This is a genomic window from Micromonospora sp. NBC_00617 (genome assembly GCF_045161355.1).
Taxonomy (GTDB): domain Bacteria; phylum Actinomycetota; class Actinomycetes; order Mycobacteriales; family Micromonosporaceae; genus Micromonospora.
On record NZ_CP107751.1, the window covers coordinates 6,587,900 to 6,603,428 of the forward strand.

Annotated in this window: 18 protein-coding genes and 3 tRNA genes; 19 read left to right on the top strand and 2 right to left on the bottom strand. The window is 68.4% G+C overall.

Features of this window, described 5'->3' with window-relative positions; translation table 11 throughout:
* Positions 1 to 5: 5 nt before the first annotated feature.
* The gene (locus tag OG505_RS30560; RefSeq protein ID WP_405429459.1) at positions 6 to 926 is read right to left on the bottom strand and encodes a pentapeptide repeat-containing protein; all 921 of its coding nucleotides are present in this window, start codon (positions 924 to 926) and stop codon (positions 6 to 8) included.
* A 905-nt stretch (positions 927 to 1,831) separates the two neighbouring features.
* Between OG505_RS30560 and OG505_RS30565 the strand changes: the two genes are divergently transcribed.
* Entirely contained in the window at positions 1,832 to 2,071 is a 240-nt protein-coding gene (locus OG505_RS30565; RefSeq protein ID WP_405429460.1) for a hypothetical protein, read from the top strand.
* A 149-nt stretch (positions 2,072 to 2,220) separates the two neighbouring features.
* Positions 2,221 to 3,573 (top strand): pentapeptide repeat-containing protein, encoded by a 1,353-nt coding sequence (locus OG505_RS30570; protein WP_405429461.1) that lies wholly within the window; start codon positions 2,221 to 2,223, stop codon positions 3,571 to 3,573.
* Positions 3,574 to 3,698: 125 nt separating this feature from the next.
* Here the strand turns inward: OG505_RS30570 and OG505_RS30575 are convergent, their stop codons facing one another.
* Complete coding sequence (locus tag OG505_RS30575; RefSeq protein ID WP_405429462.1) at positions 3,699 to 4,112, bottom strand: contact-dependent growth inhibition system immunity protein; 414 nt, start codon at positions 4,110 to 4,112, stop codon at positions 3,699 to 3,701.
* 73 nt (positions 4,113 to 4,185) lie between these two features.
* On the opposite strand from OG505_RS30575, the gene OG505_RS30580 reads away from it, so the two are divergent.
* The 17 genes from OG505_RS30580 (at position 4,186) to rplL (ending at position 15,059) form a co-directional block, all read left to right on the top strand.
* Positions 4,186 to 4,425 carry a hypothetical protein gene (locus OG505_RS30580; RefSeq protein ID WP_405429463.1) on the top strand — a complete coding sequence of 80 codons (240 nt, stop codon included), beginning with the start codon at positions 4,186 to 4,188 and terminating at the stop codon, positions 4,423 to 4,425.
* 415 nt (positions 4,426 to 4,840) lie between these two features.
* Positions 4,841 to 5,014: a hypothetical protein gene (locus tag OG505_RS30585; protein WP_405429464.1), complete on the top strand. Its 174-nt coding sequence runs from the start codon at positions 4,841 to 4,843 to the stop codon at positions 5,012 to 5,014.
* Between the two features lie 62 nt (positions 5,015 to 5,076).
* Positions 5,077 to 7,602 carry a putative bifunctional diguanylate cyclase/phosphodiesterase gene (locus OG505_RS30590; RefSeq protein ID WP_405429465.1) on the top strand — a complete coding sequence of 842 codons (2,526 nt, stop codon included), beginning with the start codon at positions 5,077 to 5,079 and terminating at the stop codon, positions 7,600 to 7,602.
* Between the two features lie 93 nt (positions 7,603 to 7,695).
* Positions 7,696 to 7,768, top strand: a tRNA-Thr gene (locus OG505_RS30595).
* Between the two features lie 24 nt (positions 7,769 to 7,792).
* Positions 7,793 to 7,865, top strand: a tRNA-Met gene (locus tag OG505_RS30600).
* A 132-nt stretch (positions 7,866 to 7,997) separates the two neighbouring features.
* The gene (rpmG, locus tag OG505_RS30605; RefSeq protein ID WP_007073056.1) at positions 7,998 to 8,165 is read left to right on the top strand and encodes a 50S ribosomal protein L33; all 168 of its coding nucleotides are present in this window, start codon (positions 7,998 to 8,000) and stop codon (positions 8,163 to 8,165) included.
* Between the two features lie 125 nt (positions 8,166 to 8,290).
* Complete coding sequence (locus OG505_RS30610) at positions 8,291 to 8,737, top strand: MaoC family dehydratase N-terminal domain-containing protein (RefSeq protein WP_007465337.1); 447 nt, start codon at positions 8,291 to 8,293, stop codon at positions 8,735 to 8,737.
* Position 8,738: 1 nt separating this feature from the next.
* Positions 8,739 to 9,131, top strand: a complete 393-nt coding sequence (locus OG505_RS30615; protein WP_405429466.1) for a MaoC family dehydratase — start codon at positions 8,739 to 8,741, stop codon at positions 9,129 to 9,131.
* Between the two features lie 129 nt (positions 9,132 to 9,260).
* Positions 9,261 to 9,333: transfer RNA gene (locus OG505_RS30620), tRNA-Trp, on the top strand.
* A 212-nt stretch (positions 9,334 to 9,545) separates the two neighbouring features.
* Positions 9,546 to 9,938, top strand: coding sequence for a preprotein translocase subunit SecE (gene secE / locus OG505_RS30625; RefSeq protein ID WP_405434820.1), 393 nt, complete (start codon positions 9,546 to 9,548; stop codon positions 9,936 to 9,938).
* Positions 9,939 to 9,979: 41 nt separating this feature from the next.
* Positions 9,980 to 10,702: a transcription termination/antitermination protein NusG gene (nusG, locus tag OG505_RS30630; protein WP_234583445.1), complete on the top strand. Its 723-nt coding sequence runs from the start codon at positions 9,980 to 9,982 to the stop codon at positions 10,700 to 10,702.
* Between the two features lie 186 nt (positions 10,703 to 10,888).
* Complete coding sequence (gene rplK, locus OG505_RS30635) at positions 10,889 to 11,320, top strand: 50S ribosomal protein L11 (protein ID WP_405429467.1); 432 nt, start codon at positions 10,889 to 10,891, stop codon at positions 11,318 to 11,320.
* 76 nt (positions 11,321 to 11,396) lie between these two features.
* Positions 11,397 to 12,113, top strand: coding sequence for a 50S ribosomal protein L1 (gene rplA, locus OG505_RS30640; protein ID WP_405429468.1), 717 nt, complete (start codon positions 11,397 to 11,399; stop codon positions 12,111 to 12,113).
* Positions 12,114 to 12,194: 81 nt separating this feature from the next.
* Positions 12,195 to 13,049, top strand: a complete 855-nt coding sequence (locus OG505_RS30645; RefSeq protein WP_405429469.1) for an ATP-binding cassette domain-containing protein — start codon at positions 12,195 to 12,197, stop codon at positions 13,047 to 13,049.
* The gene (locus OG505_RS30650; protein ID WP_405429470.1) at positions 13,046 to 13,735 is read left to right on the top strand and encodes a hypothetical protein; all 690 of its coding nucleotides are present in this window, start codon (positions 13,046 to 13,048) and stop codon (positions 13,733 to 13,735) included. The genes OG505_RS30645 and OG505_RS30650 overlap by 4 nt, the downstream gene beginning before the upstream one ends.
* 339 nt (positions 13,736 to 14,074) lie before the next feature.
* Positions 14,075 to 14,623, top strand: coding sequence for a 50S ribosomal protein L10 (gene rplJ, locus OG505_RS30655; RefSeq protein ID WP_405429471.1), 549 nt, complete (start codon positions 14,075 to 14,077; stop codon positions 14,621 to 14,623).
* A 52-nt stretch (positions 14,624 to 14,675) separates the two neighbouring features.
* Complete coding sequence (gene rplL, locus OG505_RS30660) at positions 14,676 to 15,059, top strand: 50S ribosomal protein L7/L12 (RefSeq protein ID WP_007465324.1); 384 nt, start codon at positions 14,676 to 14,678, stop codon at positions 15,057 to 15,059.
* Positions 15,060 to 15,529 lie beyond the last annotated feature (470 nt).

Here is a 15,529-nt window from a genome sequence, read left to right on the forward strand (position 1 = left end):
ACAATCTACCTGAACCTGCAGGCTTCAAGATCTAGGTCGTCAAGACGACCGGGCCGGACGATCCCATTTGGTAGCTGGGTTCGATCGTCCATCTTGGCGCAACGGACACCGTCGTTCGTGAGGTTCACTGCTCCTCGCAAGTCCGCGCCAGTCAAGTCCGCCATTGCCAGCGTGGCACCGTACATATCGGCACCTCGCAAGTCGGCGCTCCGAAGATCCGCCCGGGTGAGATCAGTGCCTTGCATCTGGGTGTTCCTGAGGTCGGCCCTGATCAGGATGGCGCTGGTCAGATTGGTTTGCCACATGTGGGCGTACCTGAGGTCGGCGCTGATCAGGATGGCGCGGCTCAGATCGGCTTGGTCGAGCGCTGAGCCGTACAGATTAGCTTTGCCCATGAAGGCGTCACTGAGCTGTGCCTGTCCTATCGAGGCGTACCGGAGATCCGCGTCGTCGAGCCTTGCGCTGCTCAATTTGGCGTTCGTGAGGTTCGCTCCACCTAGGTTCGTGGCAACGAGGTTGAGGCCGTCGGGTAAATGATCAAAGTCTCTGTTGCGACGACCAAGCACTGTCACGGCAGCCTGGATGTCTACGGGTGTCGCAGGCAACCTAAGAGCTTGTGGGCTCGCGGTTGGTGCTCTGGGATCTGCCTCAGACGCAGGGGCGTGCACCCGAACGAAGGCGGCCATAACCTCCACGACCGCAGGCTGATTGACGGCGGAGTCACGCATGATGCGTTCAAGGGAATACAGCGCCCCGAGGCGTACATCGATCTTGTCCGAACCTGGCTGCCCGAGCTGATCGATGGCTTGGGTGAAGCGGTCTGCGATCTGTCCTGCTGCCGCAAGGTCCTGCTGTCGGCGGGTGGCCTCCTGCTGGTCTCGGTTGGCTGCATTGGTGATGTACAGGCCAATGCCGAGGATGATCACCGAGAGGAGGCTGCCGATAGCGAGCAGCCGTTGCCAGGGGTCGGGTTTCAGCTCAAGAGGCGCAACTGGCGCGAGTTCCAACCGCGAGGGCTGCACGCGGTTGACAAGCCTCCGGTGCGTGACTGCCGTCGTCGGGCGGCCGGGGGTTCTCGCCCTACGGGAGGGCGGGGTGACAGACGGAACACCGCCATTACGCCATCCGGTACTGGCAGCGATGATTCGATCTCGGATCGTTGGCACGTCCTCTATTGGACTTCACGCGCACAACTCTGCTGCTGAGCACGCACGCTCCCATGGGCGGATCGTGGGCAGTCCGCCGGTCGGGCGCCACCAGGTGCAAAGTGTGGGCAGGTCAGGCGTCGGATGAGCAGCAAGATCGCTGACGCCCTGTAAATCCGTCGCGAAAGCTACAGAGGTTCGAATCCTCTACCCGCCACCAGGTGCAGACACGGCCCCTGACCAGCAGAGATGCTGATCAGGGGCCGTTGTCGTTGATCTAGCCGAGTCCGGCTGAGTCCAGCCGTCGACGACTGGTCGACCCGGACGCGGAAACCGGTGCACGTCGTTCGCTTCGGCGCCCAGGTCGATGCCCGCGGCGTCATGCCCGGCATCGAGGAGGTCAAGTCTTCGGCCTCTTGCGACCACGAGAAGATCGAATACCGATGGGGCCGCCTGGTGCTCGCGGGCACTTCTCCGCGTGCCTGGTCGCACTGGACGGATGATGGTGGGTCGCATGAGCGACGCGGGCTCAAGCACCGGGCGCGGCAGGAAACCCGAACCGTGCCGATCCCGCCCCGGCTCGTCGAGCTGCTGTGCGCGCACGTCGAGAATCACGGGGTCGGCCCGGACGGTCGGTTCCTCCGGGGCCTGCACGGCGGGCCGCTCTCCGAATCGGTCTATCACCGGTGGTGGAGCTCGCCCGGGAGAGGGCGCTCACGGAAGCGCAGGTCGCCTCACCCCTCGTACGCCCTCCGTACGACCTACGTCACGCGGCGGCCTCGCTGTGGCTGAATGCCGGCGTTCCGCCGACCGAGGTCGCCCGGCGCCTGGGCCACGGCGTTGCCGTCCTGCTCCGGGTCTACGCCAACTGCATCGACGGAGGAGACGACACCATGAACGAGAAGATCGGCGACGCCCTCGGATGACGTCCTGGCTACTGGTCGCAGGCGCCGTGTTGAGCGTTGATGTGGACGCCGTGCGCTAGAAGGAGAGGGTGGAGTTGCCCGAATCGCCGCGCCTAGCCCGGCCCGAGGCCCGTGTCACGGTTGGTTCCATCCCAGCCACAGATAGCTCAGTGCCGGAGCTGCGGCTCTGGGGCATCCGCCGCTCAATCGCTCTGGCAGTCGTGGTGGCCTTGCTGCTCGTCGGAGGGCTGATCGCTGCGGCGTTCTGGTACGCCGCCTGGCCTAGTTTCGAACGTGACGCAACCGTCACTGTGGCCACGCTATTCGATCTCTTGAAACTTGTATTCGCAGTTGTGGCGGGGATCGGCGGTGTCGCCGCCTTGGTGGTCGCCTACCGGCGGCAGCGAGTAGCGGAGCACGCAAACGCGCTGGCCGAATTCGCTCACCAGTTGGCGCACGCTGCTGATCTGCGCGCCGAGGTTACCAAGGCTCTCGCTGAAGCGGCCGACGAGCGGGCAAAGATTGAGACTGACCGCAATGGTGTCCGGCTATTCAACGAACGCTTCGCCAAGGCATCTGAGCAGCTCGGTTCGGAAAAGGGAGCCGTACGCCTGGCAGGTGTCTACGCCATGGCAGGCCTTGCTGATGACTGGCGGGAAGGACGGCAGACTTGCATCGATGTCCTCTGCGCCTACATCCGCATGCCCTACACCCCGCCCCCAGACGCTTCGAGCGAGACGGCGACGCAAGATGAGGACCAGGTGCCGATAAGGGATGCGGACAAAGACCGAGCCGCTCGCGAGGAGCGGGAGGTACGTCATACCGTTATCCGCCTCGTTGGGCGGCACTTACGCCTTGCCGAAGACGACGCGGCCTCCTGGTGCGGCTACGACTTCGACTTTACTGGCGCAGTCTTTGATGGCGGGGACCTCTCGGGGGCGAGGTTCAGTGCCGGGGACATCTACTTCGATAGTGCAACGTTCATTGGTGGGGACGTGTCTTTCGGCGGTGCGGCGTTCAGCGGCGGAAAAGTCTCCTTCAGTGGTGCGGCGTTCAGCGGCGGAAAAGTCTCCTTCAGTGGTGCGGCGTTCAGCGGCGGAGAAGTCTCCTTCAGTGGTGCGGCGTTCAGCGGCGGGGAGGTGTTCTTCGGCCTTACGAGGTTCAGTGGTGGGAAGGTGTCCTTCGACCGGGCGACGTTCAGTGGTGGGCAGGTGTTCTTCGACAGAGTGGCGCTTCCCAGCGGCGGGAAGGTTGTCCACGTGACTTGGGTGACTGGCGAGCAGGTTTCCTTCGTGCACCCGGCGTCCAATGATAGGTCCGTCCTCTTCAGCGGGGCGAGGTTCAGTGGTGGGGAAGTTTCTTTTGAGGGAACCATTTTCAGCGGTGGGGAGGTGTTCTTCAACTACGTGACTTTCTGTGGTGGGAAAGTTTCCTTTCGCACGGCGAGCTTCCAGGTCCCGCCGAAATTCGATGATGGGCTCCTCGGGCATCCTCCGGACGGTCTGACCCTGCCGAAGAAGTGAAGCCTGTGGGCGTGGGCAGATGGTGGGCTGCTGGCTGGACCGCCCTTCCCCGGACCGCTGGTGATCAACGTCCGTGCTGGTCAAAGGGCCTGCCCCCGGCCACTGTCCGATCGGGAGACCCGCTCTCACCGACCGACGAATCGCACGATCGCGTCGCGAAGCAGTCGGTCTGGGTCGCGAGGCCGAAGGTCAGGGTCGGCGAACGGGGCCTTGGTGACGAGTTCGGCCAGAGCCGCTGCCAGGAGCTTCCGTTCGGCTTGCAGGTGCGACCAGGCTGTGTCGGGGAGCCGCAGGACGTTGGTGAGCAGGTCGCCGGGGAAGTAGTCGCCTTCCGCCAGTGGATCGCGGAGGACGACCTGTACGGCGAGGGGCAGCAGAGCTGACACGCCGATCTCCTGCCCGAGCATGATGCGCAGGTCCTCGATCGTGAAATCAGCCAGCGGCTTGCGTCGCAGTGCCGCGCAGCGTGTCACGAGAAACGAGGCGTCGGGACCGGGATCCGGCCATCCGTCACGCTCAAGCTGCTCGATGGTGACCACGGCGGTCAGGCTAATCCGCGTCCTGGGGTCGTGGGCCTTGAGGGACGGGACGTCGGGCGGGACGCTTCCGCTCATGGAACTGGAGCGTGCGCGGCAACTCGCCATCGTGGAGTTCGCCAGGCGACTCGGTTCCACCTGGAATAAGGCGTGGGAGGTTGGCGGTGTCCGGCAGGCATCGGTGGTGACCCCGGACGGAGCGAAGACGCAGCTGGTCGTCGACTTCCTTCGCCGCGACCTGCCGAATTCGGGCCGTCTGCGCAGGGTGTCCCTCGCGGTGGACCCGGAGACCGGCACGGTCGACATGTTGCGGTGAGGCCACCCGGTCGATGAGGGCAGGGCCGCCGGCGGCGAAGGATGGCGATTTGCTCGCGTCCGCGTCCTTGTGTCTGGCGGCTGAAAAGGTATGGTGGTCGATGTCTGGGCTTGCGTTGGCGCGCTTCCAGACCATCACATCCGTCACGAAGAGTGATCGGGCGCGACAGGATCGGCAGATGCCCCGGGTGCCTGGGTGAATTGTGCTGTAGGTCGTATCAAGCGCTCTGTGAAGCGTTGATGTCGCAGGAAGGGGCCCTGATCTGGCCCGGCCCGTCGAGGCGGAGTGGGCCGAAGGGCGCAACCTCGTCAACGCTCGGACGGGGACGACCCTCACCGCTTTTCTGCGTACCGACCGTGTGGCACGATCGTGGAATCTCCACCATCCCCGTGACACTTCCCCGACAGGAGCAAACATGTCTGGTCGAAGGCTGGGCCGACTGCTCGGCTCGCTCCTCCTGCTCGCCGCCGTCCTCGGTGGATCGTTCGGCTCGGACGCGTTCGCTGGCTCGGGTCACGCCCAGCTGACCGATGTCGTCTGGGGCGCCGGTCTGGGCGACGTTGTCTGGGGCGTGAACGTCTCCCGGTAACTCCCGGGGGTCGTCGCCCGTAAGGGCAGCCCCGACGGGCGGCGTCATTCAGAGGGAGCGGTATGGCCAGGCGTGACCAACGGCGCAAGTCCACGGACCACGCCTGGCTCATCACCGGTCCGTTGGCCCTGTTCGCCATCCTCTGCTGCACCGCCATCAGCGTCATCTCGGACCATCCCTACGGGGACTGGGGCCTGGCGTTCCTCATCTTCCTGGCGATGGCCGGCATCAGCATTCCGGTGCTGAACTTCGTCGTCCGACGGCAGTCCGTGGGCGTGACGCTCACCGAGATTCCACTCGTGGTGGCGCTGTTCTTCCTGCCGCCGTTGACGGTGGTCCTGATCTACACGCTCGCCTCGTTGTTCTGGAGCGCCACGCAGCGCTTCCCGCCGGCGAAGTTCTGGTTCAACGTCGCGAGGGCCGCGGCTGCGACGTCGCTGGCCGGCGTCCTGCTCCTGCGGCTGCCCCCGCTGCACGACGTGGGCCCCGGGACGTGGGTCAGTCTCTTCCTCGCGGTCAACACCATCACCCTGGTCAGTCTCGTCTCGGTCGTCGGCGTGCACGTGCTCCTGCAGGGCTGGCAGGCCGGCCGGGAGGCCCTGCGGACGACGCCGTCGGTGTTCCTCACCACCTCGATCAACGCGTCCGTCGGTCTCCTCGTGCTGATCGCCCTGCGCAAGACCTGGTGGTCGGCGCTGCTGCTGGCGGCCCTCTTCGCCGCGCTCGCCCTGGTCTACCGGTCCTACGCCCAGTTCTTCCGGCAGCACCGCACCCTGACCGGGATGTACGACCTGGCCCGGCTGATCACCACGAGCGGCGCCGACGCGGCGCTCGCCGACGTTCTGCTCGACCGGGTCCGTGCCCTCATGCAGGCGGAGTCGGCGACCCTGTGGCTCCCCGCCCAGGGTCGGCACCCGGAGGTGTTGTTGACGGCCCGGGTCGACACGCCGGGGCTGCTCGACGTCGCCCCAACCCCGTTGATCCTCCGGGAGCGGACGCGGGAGCTGGCGAAGACTCTGTCGATGGGGCGCCTGCTGGGTGACGAGGGGGCGTTGCGCAGCGAGATCAGCGCCCGCGAGATCAAAGACGTGATCGTCGTGCCGCTGCGCTCCGGGCAGGCCGTGATCGGCACCCTGGAGGTGGCCAACCGGCTCAGCGACATCGGGCACTTCGCCCCCGGCGACATCCCCATCTTCGAGACGGTGGCGGCGCACGCGGCGGTCGCGCTGGAGAATTCCCGGCTGGTCGACCGCCTGCGGCACGACGCGTACCACGACACCCTGACGCGCCTGCCCAACCGGCGGCGGGTCACCGCGGCGCTGGACGAGTCGGTCAAGATCGGGGCGCCCGACGAGGTGGTGGCGTTGCTGCTCTTCGACGTCGACGGGCTGCGGCAGGTCAACGAGTCCCTCGGCCACGCGGCCGGGGACAAGGTCCTCATCGAGGTGGCGAACCGACTGCGGGCCAGCGCGCCGTCGTCCGCCCTGATCGGCCGTGTCGGCGGCGACGAGTTCCTGGTGACGCTGCGCTTGGAGAACGCCGACGCGGCGCTGGAGCTGGCCGGTCAACTGCGCGATCAGATCCGCGACGAGATGGTCTTCGACGCGCTCACCCTCGACGTGAACACGGCCGTCGGGGTGGCCGTACACCCGGATCATGGCAGCGATGCCGCGACCCTGCTGCTCCGGGTCGATCTGGCGGCGAACGCCGCCAAGTCGGTGCCCGGCAGCGTGCAGTTGTTCAACCCTGCTCTGGAGTCCCGGTCGTTGCGTCGGCTGGGGCTCGCCGGCGACCTGCGCCGCGCGCTGGACCAGGACGAGCTGGAGGTCTACTTCCAACCCAAGGTGAACCTGCGGGACCGGCGCCTGGTCGGTGTCGAGTGCCTGGCCCGGTGGGAGCACCCGACGCACGGCACCGTCGCTCCCGAGGACTTCGTGGCGGTGGCCGCGCACACCGGCCAGTTGAGCCGGCTCACCGAGGTGGTGCTCCGCGAGGGGTTGCGGCGCAGCCGGGACTGGGCCCAGGCCGACCAGCCGCTGCCCATCGCGGTGAACCTCGCCGCCCGTACGCTCACCGACGAGCACTTCCCGGACCGGGTGCAGGAGCTGTTGACCGAGTACGGGGTGCCGGCGCAGCGCCTCACCCTGGAGATCACCGAGTCGGGGGTCCTGGACGGCACGGACCGGCCGATCCCGACGCTGCGCAGGCTCCGGGATCTCGGCGTCCGGCTGTCGGTGGACGACTTCGGCACCGGTGACTCCTCCCTCGCCCACCTGCGCCGGCTGCCGGTGCACGAGGTGAAGGTGGACCGGTCCTTCGTGCAGGGCATGGCGACCGATCCGGGGGACCTGGCGATCGTGAACGCGGTGGTGACGCTCTCCCAGCAGTTCGGCCTGGCTGTGGTCGCCGAGGGTGTGGAGAGTGAGCTGACCCTGGAGCTCCTTCAGGACATCGGGTGCGAGATCGGCCAGGGCTTCCTGTTCAGTCGACCGCTGCCGTACGAGCGGTTGGCGGCCTGGTTCGGCGCTCAGGTCGACCCCGAAACGATCTCCGGCGGGGAGCTTCCGCGCCTGCGTGTCGTGCCCTGAGCTGGGCGTAGACGATCACCGGGGATCCGATTTCACCTGCCGAGCCGGGCCGTGTACTCTTACTTCTGCGCGCCCCACGGGGAGATCGCGCAGGCCCCCTTAGCTCAGTCGGCAGAGCGTCTCCATGGTAAGGAGAAGGTCTACGGTTCGATTCCGTAAGGGGGCTCGAGGGTTCAGCTGGACCCACCGCGGCGGTGTAGCTCAGATGGCAGAGCAAGCGGCTCATAATCGCTGTGTCGCCGGTTCAAGTCCGGCCACCGCTACTCTCGTCTTCCGGGCTCGTTCCCGGTGGTCGTGGAGATGGGCGCCACTGGCGCCCACTTTGCATGTCCGCGCAGTCAGCGTCTAGGCTGACGCGTCGTAGTTGTTTCCGTTAGCGAGGAAGGCACTCCGCCGTGGCGAAGGCTACCGATGTCCGGCCGAAGATCACTTTGGCGTGTGTGGAGTGCAAGGAGCGCAACTACATCACGCGCAAGAACCGCCGGAACGACCCCGACCGCATTGAGCTGAAGAAGTTCTGCCCGCGCGACGGCCGGCACACGGTTCACCGCGAGACCCGCTGATCAATGGCCGGCACACGCCGGCCATTGACGAGGCCTTTCCAATCGCCGATCTGACCGGTACGGCGCGGCTCAGCCGCAGCCTGCCGATCAGATCGGCGATTGTGCTTCCCGTGTAGGTTCGCGGCATGTCTCTGGACCCTTCCTTCGTCGGCCGGACGTATCCGCCGACCGCCCCCTACCAGGTGGGCCGAGAAAAGATCCGTGAGTTCGCCACGGCCATCGGCGCCACCGACGCGGCTCACCACGACCCGGTGGCGGCGCAGGCGCTGGGCCATCCGGACGTGGTCGCCCCGCCGACCTTCCCGGTGATCGTCACCATGGCGGCGAGCCGCCAGATCATCGAGGACCCGGCCCTGGGTGTGGACTACAGCCGGCTGGTGCACGGCGACCAGCGGTTCGCGTACACCCGGCCGGTGGTCGCGGGCGACGAGCTGGTCTGCACCAACACCATCGAGGACGTCAGCAACCGGGGCGGGCACGGCTTTCTGACCACCCGCACGGACGTGAGCACGGTCGCCGGTGAACCGGTGGTCGCCGTCTGGGCCCGGTACGTCATCCGCGGGGAGGGCTGAGATGGAGCTGCCAGCCAAGACGTTCCGGGTGACCCGGGCGGACCTGGTCCGCTACGCCGGCGCCTCGGGTGACTTCAACCCGATCCACTGGAGCGACCGGGTCGCCACGAAGGTGGGGCTGCCCGGGGTGATCGCGCACGGCATGTTCACGATGGCCCTGGTCGGTCGGGCGGTCGCCGAGTGGGCCGGGGCGCCCGACGCGGTGGTCGAGTACGGGGTTCGGTTCACCCGGCCGGTGGTGGTCCCGGACGACGACCAGGGGACCGAGATCGAGGTGACGGCGCGGGTCCGTGAGGTGACCGAGGAGGGTCTCACCCGGCTCGATGTGACCGCGACCTGTCTGGGGGAGAAGGTGCTCTCGCAGGCACGGGCGACCATCCGGACCGCGCGCTGAACCGGGTCCGCCACGCGTGGCGGGGAGACCGGTTGGGAAAGTCGGGTGCCTACCCGTACACTGGTCCGCCGTGGGGCAAGTGACCCCTGCACGGTCGTCTGTGACCGCGTGGGGCGAGTGTTGCCGCACAGGGGTGTAGCTCAATTGGCAGAGCAGCGGTCTCCAAAACCGCAGGCTGCAGGTTCAAGTCCTGTCACCCCTGCGCCTCAGGCCTGACCGTTCCCGTGGGTCGCGCCGCCGCAAGGCGGCGTCCGGCCCGTGGTGGTGGCATCGGCGGGGTGGGTCCGAGGCATTCGGGCACCCCGGTTGATCCACCGGCCGCGGCCCGTCGCGGGACGGTTGGGCCCGGCCGGCGTGACCAGCGCCGCGCACGCCACCCGGCGTGCGACCCGAGATTCCGCGACGGAGGGCGAAGTGGCCGACAACAAGCGGCGCGGCGAGGACGCCGGCGACGATCGTCTGGACGACGAGATCGTCGACGACGTAGCCGACGACGACGCCTCCGGCGCGGACGAGCCGGTTTCCCGGGGAGGCACCGCGACGCGGTCCCGCGCCCGGGCGGAATCGGCGGACAGCCGACCGACCACGAGGTCGGAAACCGGTCGGGTGGGCGTGTTCGGCCGCATCGCCCGGTTTTTCCGCGAGGTCGTTGCCGAACTGCGTAAGGTCATCTGGCCGACGCGCAAGGAGCTGCTGACCTACACCGGAGTGGTGGTGACGTTCGTCGCGGTGATGCTGACGATCGTGGCCCTGCTGGACTACGGGTTCGCCAAGGTCGTGTTGTTTGTCTTCGGCAACTCGGACTGACCGGCTGCCTCCAGAGCCGATAGTGACGGAAGTGAGCGAGCGTGCCTGAGTACGACGAGACCGCCGGACCGGTGGACGAGCAGTCCACGGTCGCGACGGCGGCTGGTGACGAGTCGGTTGAGGCCGCCAGCGAGCCGGAGTTCCCCACCACCGAGCCCGCGCCGGACGAGGAGTACGACCCGGTCGCCGAGCTGCGGCAGAAGCTGCGCTACGCCCCGGGTGACTGGTACGTGGTGCACTCGTACGCCGGTTACGAGAACAAGGTGAAGACCAACCTCGAGACCCGGATCACGAGCCTCGACATGGAGGACTTCATCTACCAGGTCGAGGTGCCGACCCGGGAAGAGGTCGAGGTCAAGAACGGTAAGCGTTCCCAGATCCAGGCCAAGGTCTTCCCGGGCTACATCCTCGTCCGGATGGAGCTGACCGCCGAGTCCTACTCGTGTGTCCGCAACACCCCGGGCGTGACCGGCTTCGTGGGCGCGACCGACCGGGCTGACCGGCCGGCGCCGCTCTCCCTCGACGAGGTGCTGAAGTGGCTGGCGCCGGCCGTCGAGACCGAGCAGAAGAAGGCCAAGCCGGAGATCAAGGTCCTCGACTTCGAGGTCGGCGACTCGGTCACCGTCACCGACGGCGCGTTCGCGTCGCTGCCGGCCACGATCAGCGAGATCAACGCCGACCAGCAGAAGCTCAAGGTGCTGGTGTCGATCTTCGGTCGGGAGACCCCGGTGGAGCTCAACTTCAACCAGGTCGCCAAGATCTGACCGGTCGTCGGCGGCGGGTCGTCCCGCCGCCGACGTCGGCGTTCGCCCTCCCGCTCGACCTCGGCGGACGAGCGGGCTGCGGCCTGCGCTACCCTTGAACGTCGCCGTTGTCGCGTCGCGCTGACCGTGCGCGCCCTCGCGGTGGCGTCAGCCGCATTTTCCCTGCTCCAAGCCCCAGGAAGTGACATGCCTCCGAAGAAGAAGCTCGTCAAGACGTTCACGCTTCAGCTGCCGGCGGGCCAGGCCACGCCGGCGCCGCCGGTCGGCCCCGCGCTCGGCCAGCACGGCGTGAACATCATGGAGTTCTGCAAGTCCTACAACGCGCAGACCGAATCCCAGCGGGGCGACATCGTCCCCGCCGAGATCAGCGTGTATGAGGACCGGTCCTTCACCTTCGTGCTGAAGACCCCGCCCGCCGCCCGGCTGCTGATCAAGGCCGCCGGTGTGCAGAAGGGTTCCGGCGTCCCGCACAGCGAGAAGGTCGGCTCGGTCAGCCGCGCCCAGCTGCGTGAGATCGCCGAGAAGAAGATGGCCGACCTCAACGCCAACGACGTGGACCAGGCCGAGAAGATCATCGCCGGCACCGCCCGGTCGATGGGCATCACCGTCAACGACTGACGTCGGCCCTGCCGACGACCCGATCGTGGGAGGGCCGCGCCGAGCGGCCCGCCAGAGACCACAGGAGTAATCAGCAATGCAGCGCAGCAAGAGCTACCGCAAGGCCGCCGACGTCATCGACCGGTCGAAGCTGTACACCCCCGCCGAGGCCGTGAAGCTGGCCAAGGAGACCACCAACGTCAAGTTCGACGCCACGGTCGAGGTCGCCATGCGCCTCGGCGTCGACCCCCGCAAGGCGGACCAGATGGTCCGCGGCACGGTCAACCTGCCGCACGGCACCGGTAAGACCGCCCGCGTGATCGTGTTCGCCGGTGGCGCGAAGGCCGAGGAGGCCGCCGCGGCGGGTGCGGACGAGGTGGGCACCGACGAGCTGGTCGCCCGCATCCAGGGTGGTTGGCTCGACTTCGACGCGGCGATCGCCACGCCGGACCAGATGGCCAAGATCGGCCGGATCGCGCGGATCCTGGGCCCGCGCGGTCTCATGCCGAACCCGAAGACCGGCACGGTGACCATGGACGTCACCAAGGCGGTGCAGGACATCAAGGGCGGCAAGATCACCTTCCGGGTGGACAAGCACTCCAACCTGCACCTGATCATCGGCAAGGCCTCCTTCACGGAGACCCAGCTGGTGGACAACTACGCGGCGGTGCTCGACGAGGTGCTGCGCGCCAAGCCGTCCGCGGCCAAGGGCAAGTACCTCCGCAAGGTCATCCTCACCACCACCATGGGCCCGGGTGTTCCGGTCGACCCGAACCTGGTGAAGAACCTCCGCGAGGACCAGGCCGAGGCCTGAGCCGACAGCTCGCTCGTACCGGGGCGCCGCCACGATCGTGGCGGCGCCCCGGCGCGTCTGTGGTGTGGCAAGCTCGACCGCATGCGGCTGGAGAACGTCTGGTTGCGGTACCACCGGCGTGGTCCGTGGGTGCTGCGGGGCGTGGACGTGCGGATCGGTCCGGGTGAGGTCGCGGTCGTCCTGGGCCGCAACGGGGTGGGCAAGTCCACGCTGCTCCAGGTGGCCGCCGGGGTGCTGCGGCCGGGCCGGGGTCGGGTCGTCGACCGGCCGGCCCGGGTGGGCTGGGTCCCGGAGCGTTTCCCGGCCGACCAGCCGTTCACCGTTTCCCGCTACCTGACCGGCATGGCCCGCGTGGCCGGGTTGGGGCGGTCGGCCGCCGACGAGGCGGTGACCACCTGGACGCAGCGGCTCGGCCTGGGCGCGTTCAGCTCGGTGCGGCTTCCGGAGCTGTCCAAGGGCACCGCGCAGAAGGTGGGTCTCGCCCAGGCCATGCTGCGACCGCCCGGCCTGCTGGTGCTCGACGAGCCGTGGGAGGGCCTCGACGCCGCGACCCGCGAGCTGGTTCCCGAGCTGATCGACGAGGTGCTGGCCGACGGCGGCACGGTCCTGGTCAGCGACCACCGCGGGGAGACGGTCCGGCTGCCGGCCGCACGCCGCTGGTCGGTGGCCGCCGGCTCGCTGACCGAGGAGACCGCGCCGACCGACGAGGAGGCCATCGCGGTGGTCGAGGTCGCGGTGCCGGCCGCGCGGGTCGCCAGCACCGTCGCCCGGTTGCGCGCCGAGGGCCACCAGATTCTTCGGGTACGCGCCGACACCTCCACCACCGCACCGCAGGCCGGGCCCGCGGCTGCACCGCTGCGGCCGGCCGGTGAGCCGGCTCTCCACCAGCCCGAGGGCGCGGGCGCGATCGAGCAGGCAGCGGGGGAGGCCCGGTGAGCGCCCTGGTGCGGATGCGGCTGGCGGGTTTCCTGCGGACCGGTCGAGCGTTGGCGCCGTTGCTCGCGGGTCTCGTCGTGCTCGGCACGCTCTACGGCGGCGGCCGGTCCCAGCCTGCGGAGGCGTACGGTGTCTCGGCCGTGGTGCTCTTCCCGGTGCTCGCCTGGCAGACCAGGATCCTGCTGGACATCGAGCCGGACGTGCAGCGCCGGCTCGCCCAGGTGACGATCGGGGTGGCCCGCGAACGCCTGGCCGGACTCCTGGCCGCCGGCGTGGCGGCGCTGGTCGCGGTTGCGGTCGCGCTGCTCTTCCCCTGGTTGGTGGGCGGGGTCACCGGCCCGGTCGAGCCGGGGGACCGGTCGGTGCCGGTCGGCATCGCGCTGGGGCTGTGGGCGCACCTGCTGGCCGTACCCGCGGCGGTTGCCCTCGGTGCGCTGGCCAGCCGGGCGTCGGTGGGCGGGGCCGCGTACGGCGTGGCGGTGCTGGCGCTCGGCGGTGTCGGCGCGGTGGCGCTCGGTCTGCGCGGTTCGGTGGCGCCCTGGCTGGTGCCGCCGATCATGGCCACCGCGCGGACGACCGCGGGTGACGCCGCCGCGCTGACCCTGCTCGGGCTCACGCTCTGGGCGTTGGCGTGGACCGCGGCGGTCACCGTCGGCTACCTGTGGCGGCGGCGGGCCCAGGGCTGACCAGCCACGGCCGGTGTGAGCCGGCTCACCGGGGGCGATTTGGCGCTGGTAGTGGGGGCGCGTACTCTTCAACCGTCATCCGTGTTTCCATGGATGAGGAACCACCCAGAGACCGCTGGTCACCGTGCTCCGGCACGGTCGAAGGTCCCGCGACAACGGGCGACCCGCGTAGGGCGGCAAGCGTAACTCGGCAGTGAGCATGGTCCGCCGACCGTGACGATCCGCCGGCCCTCGCCCCGTGCGCCCTGCGCCGGGGCTTTTCGTTGTCGTGCTGCCTCCGCCCCCGCTCCGGCTTCGGCCGTGTCGGGGACCAGCCTCGAGTAACGAGAGAGGAGGGACATGGCGGACAAGCCGATCCGGGCCGACAAGGCCACGGCCGTCGCTGAGCTGACCGAGAGCTTCCGCAACGCGGGCGCCACCGTGCTGACCGAGTACCGCGGTCTGACGGTTTCCCAGCTCACCCAGCTTCGGCGCACGCTCGGTGCCGAGACCAGCTACACGGTCGCGAAGAACACGCTGGCGAAGCGTGCCGCGACGGACGCGGGCATCAACGGCCTCGACGAGCTGTTCACCGGTCCTACCGCGCTGACTTTCGTTTCGGGCGACGTCGTCGAGGCGGCGAAGGGGCTTCGCGACTTCGCGAAGGCCAACCCGAAGCTCGTCATCAAGGGCGGTGTCTTCGAGGGCAGGGCCATTTCCGCGGCCGAGGTCACGAAGCTCGCCGACCTGGAGTCCCGCGAGGTGCTGCTGGCCAAGCTGGCCGGCGCGATGAAGGGCAACCTGAGCAAGGCCGCGGCCCTGTTCCAGGCTCCGCTCTCCAAGGCCGCCCGCGCGGCGGCCGCCCTGGCGGACAAGAAGCGCGAGCAGGAGGGCGCCGAGGCGGCCTGAGGCCGCCTCGACGCACGACGTTCTTAGACAACCTTTAGAAAGGACGCCAGACATGGCGAAGCTCAGCACCGACGAGCTGCTCGACGCGTTCAAGGAGATGACGCTGATCGAGCTCTCCGAGTTCGTGAAGCAGTTCGAGGACACCTTCGAGGTCACCGCCGCGGCTCCGGTCGCGGTTGCCGCCGCCGGTGGCGCCCCGGCCGCCGCCGAGGCCGAGCCGGAGAAGGACGAGTTCGACGTCGTCCTCGAGGCTGACGGTGGCAAGAAGATCCAGGTCATCAAGGTCGTGCGTGAGCTGACCGGCCTGGGCCTCAAGGAGGCCAAGGACGCGGTCGAGTCCGCGCCGAAGGCCATCCTGGAGAAGGTCAACAAGGAGACCGCCGAGAAGGCGAAGGCGAAGCTCGAGGGTGAGGGCGCCAAGGTCACCCTCAAGTGACCTGACGTTTCACCTGCGCGTGCCCGGCTCAGTGAGCCGGGACACGATCGCGCCGCGGCGGGCGGTGATCCGACACGGATCGCTGCCCGCCGTGTTTCGTGGACCGGGCGACAACCGTCCTGAGCTGGGCTTCGATGGTCGATGCGAGACCTGGGGACGAGCCGCCCCGGTCGCCCGCAGGTGGGAAAGAACCGACGACCCGGATACCGGCCCTTGACGCGGCCCCGGGCTGCCAGGCACGCTGAACACCAGCAAGACACCGCGCTTGCGACGGCCACGACGTGGGTAATGACAGCGGCCGCACCATCGGCCGCGGCAACCCGAGCGGCCCAGTGGGGACGTTGCGTTCTGAGCGGCCCGGCAGACCCCGGTTTACGGGGGCCGAGGCGCGTTCCGCGAACGACCTGCGGGGTGGGCTGGACAGCGGTTAGCCTCTCGGCTACACTGCTAGTTTGCGCTGCCTTCCGACT

What these genes read in the sequence shown, in the direction of transcription:
- OG505_RS30580 (WP_405429463.1), top strand. Translation starts at nt 4,186, where the DNA reads ATGGAACTGGAGCGTGCGCGGCAACTCGCCATCGTGGAGTTCGCCAGG.
- OG505_RS30585 (WP_405429464.1), top strand. Translation starts at nt 4,841, where the DNA reads ATGTCTGGTCGAAGGCTGGGCCGACTGCTCGGCTCGCTCCTCCTGCTC.
- OG505_RS30590 (WP_405429465.1), top strand. Translation starts at nt 5,077, where the DNA reads ATGGCCAGGCGTGACCAACGGCGCAAGTCCACGGACCACGCCTGGCTC.
- OG505_RS30610 (WP_007465337.1), top strand. Translation starts at nt 8,291, where the DNA reads ATGTCTCTGGACCCTTCCTTCGTCGGCCGGACGTATCCGCCGACCGCC.
- OG505_RS30615 (WP_405429466.1), top strand. Translation starts at nt 8,739, where the DNA reads ATGGAGCTGCCAGCCAAGACGTTCCGGGTGACCCGGGCGGACCTGGTC.
- rplK (WP_405429467.1), top strand. Translation starts at nt 10,889, where the DNA reads ATGCCTCCGAAGAAGAAGCTCGTCAAGACGTTCACGCTTCAGCTGCCG.
- rplA (WP_405429468.1), top strand. Translation starts at nt 11,397, where the DNA reads ATGCAGCGCAGCAAGAGCTACCGCAAGGCCGCCGACGTCATCGACCGG.
- OG505_RS30645 (WP_405429469.1), top strand. Translation starts at nt 12,195, where the DNA reads ATGCGGCTGGAGAACGTCTGGTTGCGGTACCACCGGCGTGGTCCGTGG.
- rplJ (WP_405429471.1), top strand. Translation starts at nt 14,075, where the DNA reads ATGGCGGACAAGCCGATCCGGGCCGACAAGGCCACGGCCGTCGCTGAG.
- rplL (WP_007465324.1), top strand. Translation starts at nt 14,676, where the DNA reads ATGGCGAAGCTCAGCACCGACGAGCTGCTCGACGCGTTCAAGGAGATG.